The following is a 6,726-nucleotide window of genomic DNA, read 5'->3' on the forward strand; positions in this document are numbered from 1 at the left end:
GAATGCCGTGTGCATATAAAAGAATACGAACTAAGTAGTTATGGGCGACTAGTGACATATACTAAATCTTCGATGACTGAATTACTAGAAATATACCATAATACTATTATAAAAGTGAATTTAATACGGCAGAATACAGATCTGCCTATACTAAAAGTATTTAATACAAAATTACCTGATTATTTCCTAGTTAGAGAAGCAACTTTAGAAAGTGAAGAAACAGGCGAAATATTCTTATATGCCATTTCTATTGTATTTATAGAAAAGTTTCAAAAAGAAGTTATGGAAGATTTGATAAAAGGGGTTGAGCCAATCGGAAAAATTTTAGATAAGTATAAGCTAGATACCAGTAGGAAAATTGAAAATGTAAATATATATCAAGAAGAGGGGATGGCTAAACATCTTCAAATAGGGTGTGAAGACAAAATTTTAGGGAAAACCTATACTATTAACAGTGAAAAAGAACCACTGTTTCTAATTTCTGAATTTTTCCCTTTAAAAAAACTAATTGAATAGGAGAAAATAATGGGTAAAAAAAAGTTGCCAATAGAAAAACCACCAGTTTATGGATATCAATTTTACGCCTATCCATTAGCCATTATCTTAAATCACGAAGAAGCGTATCCATGGTTCTATAGTAATTACATTCAAGTAGCATTTGATAAGGAATTTAAATCACCGGTACCATTTTGTTTTTATATGTATGATCATACTATTTGTCCATGGTTAAAAGTACAGAAGCTACAAAGAGATTTAATTAAATTTACAAATCAGGACATAATAGATTTTGTAATAAAGTCCCTGAATGAAAATTATTATGTGTATTTGAATGTAGATGAATATTATATTCCGGATAGACGTACCTATAAAAAGAGACATTTTTCTCATGATATATTAGTATATGGTTATGACATAAATTCAGAGACGTTTGATGTATTAGGGTTTAATAAGAATGTTTCTTTTAAGAGTTCAAAAGTAAGTTTTTCTGAATTTAGAAAATCCTATTTATACCTAGAGAATATAGAGAATGAATGTAATCAAGTTTACTTATATAAGTTTAATCCAGAAGGAGAATATGAATTTAATAAAAAATTAGTGATTGAATCTTTGGAAGATTATCTTCATTCGAGAAATACTTCTGAGAAGTTTAGTATGTTATTGGAACCCTGGGAAAGATTTTATGGTATGGAATCTTATAAGCAACTTTATAATTACTTCGAAGCATTAATCCAGGGAGAGGTATATATAGATATAAGAAATACACATATTTTGTGGGAGCATAAAAAGGTTATGGCCTCCCGGATTAACTTTATGTTAGAAAATCAAATAATAGAAACGAAAATATATCAAGATGCAAAGAAAATTGAAGATCGAGCATTAATTATACGCAATATGTTTGTTAAATATAGCTTAGTAAAAGATAATGATATTATTTTGAAAATTGTAGATAGGCTAGAAGAATTAAAAAATGATGAGGAAAAATTGATAAAAGATTTGATTAATGCATTAAAAATATAGATAAATTTCATTATTTCATTAGGTAGCTTCTTGGGCATGAATCCGATATTGTATCGGACTCATGCCTTTTAGTTTTGCCTTAATTCTTTTATGATTATAGTACGCTATGTACTTTGTTAGTTCGTGTTTAAAGTGGTCTATATTTTTAAATTCTTTTCGGTATAGAAATTCAGACTTCATGATTCCAAAGAGATTTTCAATTACTGCGTTATCGTAACAGCTGATGCATCCATATCAAAATTAAAATTGGTTATTAAATATTTAGGCATTAATTTATGAAATACAGTAGAATTTGAAGGTGCTTCAGCTCTTATGTGCAGTTGAGATAACTAACTCAATTGGGAAATCAATAACACAGCTGTAATTACAACTATACTCCATTTTTTGAATAGATTTTGGCTCGTTTCTAGGATTCACATCGTTAAATAATCCATCAATTTTCTGAAAATAGATAAATCAGAAATTCATTAATAAGAATATTTGTAATTAATAAATGATTAACTTGAATTCATTTTACATACCTTCACAAATGTAATTAGCCGTACATAAGGATATTGTAGTAGATAGGATAAGGGTATAACCAGTGTTATATTACGCTATAAGAGTGATTATGAATATTCATTTTTTAGTTTTTTACATTTATTCAATAATTATTTATTATTTTCATACCCTAAAATCTACAAAGATATCAGAGTGTTAGGAAACCTAAAGGGTTTATCTAAGCACTCTTGTTTGTTTATTGGTGATTCAGGAGTTATATAGATTGGTTTAGTGGATACGTAATATAATGTCGAATACTTTTTCACTTGCATTACCATCACTTGAGTGGTAAAGTGATAGTAAGATGAACGCTAGGAAGTGATGAAACATGCGTGATAATACGATAGGATCATTAATATGGTTACGTTTAATACGATTTACGAACCAAAGTAATCAAATGTCAAATGAGTTTTTAAAACGTTTTGATTTAACGACAGCTCAATTTGATGTGCTTTTGCAAATACGTACGTATCAACCACTAACACAAATGGAGTTAGCTGAAAAGGTAACTGTTACACAAGGTGGCATTTCTCGAATGTTAACTCGTCTTGAAAAAGAAGGATATATTGTACGAAAACAAGATTGGAAAACGAAAACAATTAGTCTTACAGAGCAAGGAGAAGCAGCTTTAGAGAGAGCATTGCCAGAGCAACTTGCATTTCAATCTTCGTTTTTTGATGATGTATTAAATGAAGAAGAGCAGAAAATATTATACGAGCTGATGACGAAAGTTCATAAGCATAGCGAAAAAAAAGAATTACCGCAAGAGTAATTTTTTTTACATCATCAATTGACTAATCAAGTGATGAGATAGGTAATACGGAGATATACTTGACTTACCAACGTTTTTAGAAGAAAAACTAATACTACTTTATTAAAGGGGAGAGTAACTATGGAAAAATACCGTATAGATACAAGAAAAGGAATTGAGTTTGGGTTATATTCAATTGGCGATCATGTATTAAATCCACATAATGGGGAGAAAGTTACGCCAGAAAAAAGAATTCACGAACTAATTGAAACAGCTAAGTTAGCAGATGAGGCAGGGCTTGATGTGTTTGCTGTAGGTGAAAGTCATCAAACGCATTTTACAACGCAAGCTCATACAGTTATTTTAGGTGCGGTCGCGCAAGCTACGAAAAATATAAAAATTGCAAGTTCCGCAACGATATTAAGTACATCTGACCCAGTTCGAGTATATGAGGATTTCGCTACCATTGACTTGATTTCTAATGGTCGTGCTGAAATCGTAGCTGGTCGTGGATCTCGTATTGGAGGATATAGTTTACTTGGTTATGACGTGAATGATTATGAAGAATTATTTGAAGAGAAGATGGATCTTTTATTAAAAATTAATAACGAGGAACATGTAACATGGAATGGACAGTTCAGAGCACCGCTCGCACATGCATCGGTTATTCCAAGAGCGAAAAATAATAACTTACCAATTTGGCGTGCAGTTGGAGGTCCACCAGCTAGTGCAATTAAAGCAGGACGTGCAGGTGTGCCAATGATGATAACAACACTTGGTGGTCCAGCAATTAACTTTAAAGTGTCAGTAGATGCTTACCGCGAGGCTGCTCAGCAAAGTGGATTTGATCCAGCTAGTTTACCAGTTGCGACAACGAGTTTATTTTATACGGCAAAAAATTCACAAGATGCACTTAGTGAATATTATCCTCACATTAATGCTGGTATGCTTACACTGCGCGGTGGTGGGTATCCGAAACAGCAATTTACAAATGCAATAGATTACCGTGATGCTTTAATGGTTGGTAGCCCACAACAAATCATTGAGAAAATGCTTTACCAATATGAATTGTTTGGCCAACAACGCTTTATGGCACAAATTGATTTTGGCGGTGTACCATTTGATAAAATTGAGAAAAATATTGAATTAATTGCTACTGAAATATTACCAGCCGTTAGAAAACATACAGCAAAACAAATAAAAAAGCTGAGAGTCTAATTGACTATCAGCTTTTTTATTTGTTATGGAAAAATGACAAAAGAATGAACTTTTAGTCGAGGAAGAGGGAAGCTATTTTCTATTTTTGAATAACATTATTTCGAGTTTGAATTTTGGAAATATATTTTTCTCTTGACAAAAAATAAGCATTTATCGAGGGTGGTTGTGAGGACATTTTTTCGGGTGAAAGTCAAGTGTATGAAGAAAAAACGATTGTTTTATAGATATAAAAGTAAGCCGTATATTGAAAAAACATATTTTGCTAATGAGGAAAATATGATTCAAAAAAATGACAAAAGACATATTTCAGACAAAATGATGTCAATAATACGTCAAAAATAACCTGAATTTACTATGCAGGTATATTATACAATTCGATTAACGAATAAAACACTACAGAAATAGTGAAAAGGTAAAAATTAGCATTGAAATAGTTTGAAAAACTGAAACTTCGTATTTTTCGACAATACATACAAAATGTTTTTGTCTTTTCGTATTTCTTAATAATTGAGTTTGATAAGATTGCTCAATTAACTTTGATTATAAAAACTATGAAGGAAGTGATTTTAGTATGGAAACGCTCGAATTGGCACGAATACAGTTCGCATCAACAACGATTTTCCATTACTTTTTTGTTCCGCTGTCAATTGGTTTAGCTTTTATTATTGCGATAATGCAAACGTTGTATGTGGTAAAAGGGCAAGAAGTATATAAGAAGATGGCAAAGTTTTGGACGCAATTATTCCTTATTAACTTTGCAGTAGGTGTAGTAACAGGTATTTTACAAGAATTTCAGTTTGGTATGAACTGGTCAACGTATTCACGTTTTGTAGGTGATGTATTTGGTCCCTCACTTGCAATTGAAGGATTACTGGCATTTTTCATTGAGTCTACATTCCTAGGTTTATGGGTATTCGGTGAGGATAAATTACCGAAGCGAATTCACTTAATGTGTATTTGGCTCCTTTCAATTGGAACGATGTTATCAGCATTCTGGATTTTAACTGCAAGTGCATTTATGCAGTCACCTGTCGGGTATGAAATGGCAGCTGATGGTCGTGCACAAATGAATGATTTCTTAGCCATTATTCAAAACCCACAACTATGGGTGCAATTCCCGCATACAATTACAGCAGCAATTGCAACAGGTGCATTCTTTATTGCGGGTGTAAGTGCATGGAAAATTACAAAAGGACAAGAAACTGTAGTATTTAAAAAATCTTTCCGAATTTCTATCATTGTTGGAACAATTACAACGGCGCTTGTATTATTCTTCGGTCATGCACAAGCGCAACAATTAATTAAGACACATCCAATGAAGATGGCGGCAGCTGAAGCACTATGGAATACAAGTGAGGATCCAGCGCCATTTACAGTATTTTCGAAAATTGATACAGAGAAGAAAGAAAATTCGTTTGAAATTCAAATCCCTTATATGCTAAGTCTATTATCGTATGATAAGTTTAGCGGTCAAGTTGAAGGGATGAATCAAATTCAAAAACAATATGAAGAAAAATATGGACCTGGGGATTATATTCCTCCAGTGCATACAATGTTTTGGAGTTTTAGAGCGATGGTAATGAGTGGAACATTCATGCTTCTTCTAGGAGCTTACGGATGGTTCTTATCAAGAAAAGATCGTTTAGCTGAAAAAACGTGGTATTTAAAATTAATGGTGTATGCAATTTCTCTTCCATTCATCGGTAATACAGTAGGGTGGATTATGACTGAAATGGGTCGTCAACCTTGGGTTGTATTTGGTGTAATGAAAACAGAAGATGCTGTATCACCAAATGTAACATTCGGTGAAGTATTATTCTCACTTATTTCATTCACATCAATGTATTTAATTATGGGTGGAATTTGTGTGTACTTATTTGTTCGTACCATTAAGGGCCACACGAATAAGAAAACGAAAAAGGATTATCAAAGCCATGATCCATTTGATAAGGAGGAAGAGTATGTTATCTCTTAATGAGTTATGGTTTTTAGTTATTGCAATCTTATTTGTTGGATTCTTCGTACTGGAAGGTTTCGACTTTGGGGTAGGAATGGTTTCGAGGTTTTTAGGAAAGAATGATTTTGAAAAACGAGTTTACTTAAATACAATAGGACCGTTCTGGCACGCGAATGAAGTATGGCTTGTTTGTGCTGGTGGAGCCATGTTTGCGGCATTTCCGCACTGGTATGCAACTTTATTTAGTGGTTTTTATATTCCGTTTGTATTTATGCTTCTTGCTTTAATTTTAAGAGGTGTTTCCTTTAAATTTCGTGCGAAAATAGATAATCATAAATGGAAGAGTGCGTGGGATTGGGGGATGTTTATTGGAAGTATGTTACCTCCTATCCTTTGGGGAGTTGCGATTGCAAACTTTATGGTAGGTGTACCTATTGATGAGAGTAAAAACGTTGTAGGTGGATTCCTGCAATTACTTCATCCATTTGCGTTACTTGGAGGAGTAATGTTTCTCCTACTATGTATTGTTCACGGATTACAATTTCTTACGATACGTACAACTGGTAAATTGAGAGAACGTGCACGAATTGCTGCAATAAAAATTGCACCATTTTCATTAATTACACTTCTTGTTTTTGCTGGTGTGGGGTTATGGAAAACCGACATTTTCACTGCCCATGGAACAGAATGGATTATGGTACCAGTCGGAGCTTTTGTAGCACTATTAGTGTCCACTTTATTA

6 protein-coding genes and 1 pseudogene are annotated in these 6,726 nt (G+C 32.9%); 6 read left to right on the forward strand and 1 reads right to left on the reverse strand.

All coding sequences use genetic code 11. The features are described from left to right. The first annotated feature begins 9 nt into the window (after nucleotides 1–9). Together MR160_RS06690 and MR160_RS06695 are read left to right on the forward strand one after the other, a co-directional pair. The gene (locus MR160_RS06690) at nucleotides 10–516 is read left to right on the forward strand and encodes a chorismate--pyruvate lyase family protein (RefSeq protein WP_000547679.1); all 507 of its coding nucleotides are present in this window, start codon (nucleotides 10–12) and stop codon (nucleotides 514–516) included. A 9-nt stretch (nucleotides 517–525) separates the two neighbouring features. Then, nucleotides 526–1,518, forward strand: coding sequence for a cysteine peptidase family C39 domain-containing protein (locus MR160_RS06695; protein ID WP_000516762.1), 993 nt, complete (start codon nucleotides 526–528; stop codon nucleotides 1,516–1,518). A gap of 18 nt (nucleotides 1,519–1,536) precedes the next feature. Here the strand turns inward: MR160_RS06695 and MR160_RS06700 are convergent. After that, a pseudogene (locus MR160_RS06700) lies at nucleotides 1,537–1,740 on the reverse strand (IS3 family transposase); the annotation flags it as partial. 646 nt (nucleotides 1,741–2,386) lie between these two features. Here MR160_RS06700 and MR160_RS06705 point away from each other — a divergent pair. From MR160_RS06705 to cydB, 4 genes are all read left to right on the forward strand, one after another. Beyond that, complete coding sequence (locus tag MR160_RS06705) at nucleotides 2,387–2,830, forward strand: MarR family winged helix-turn-helix transcriptional regulator (RefSeq protein ID WP_001205523.1); 444 nt, start codon at nucleotides 2,387–2,389, stop codon at nucleotides 2,828–2,830. Between the two features lie 120 nt (nucleotides 2,831–2,950). Beyond that, a complete protein-coding gene (locus tag MR160_RS06710; protein ID WP_000417554.1) occupies nucleotides 2,951–4,027 on the forward strand; it encodes an LLM class flavin-dependent oxidoreductase in 1,077 nt (358 codons plus the stop codon). Nucleotides 4,028–4,598: 571 nt separating this feature from the next. After that, nucleotides 4,599–6,002, forward strand: a complete 1,404-nt coding sequence (gene cydA / locus MR160_RS06715) for a cytochrome ubiquinol oxidase subunit I (RefSeq protein WP_000448870.1) — start codon at nucleotides 4,599–4,601, stop codon at nucleotides 6,000–6,002. Continuing rightward, on the forward strand, nucleotides 5,989–6,726 hold a 738-nt coding region (gene cydB / locus MR160_RS06720; RefSeq protein WP_242297118.1), incomplete at its 3' end, for a cytochrome d ubiquinol oxidase subunit II. The genes cydA and cydB, both read left to right, overlap by 14 nt.

The sequence above is a fragment of the Bacillus cereus group sp. BfR-BA-01382 genome (genome assembly GCF_022663475.1).
Classification (GTDB): Bacteria; Bacillota; Bacilli; order Bacillales; family Bacillaceae_G; genus Bacillus_A; species Bacillus_A thuringiensis_S.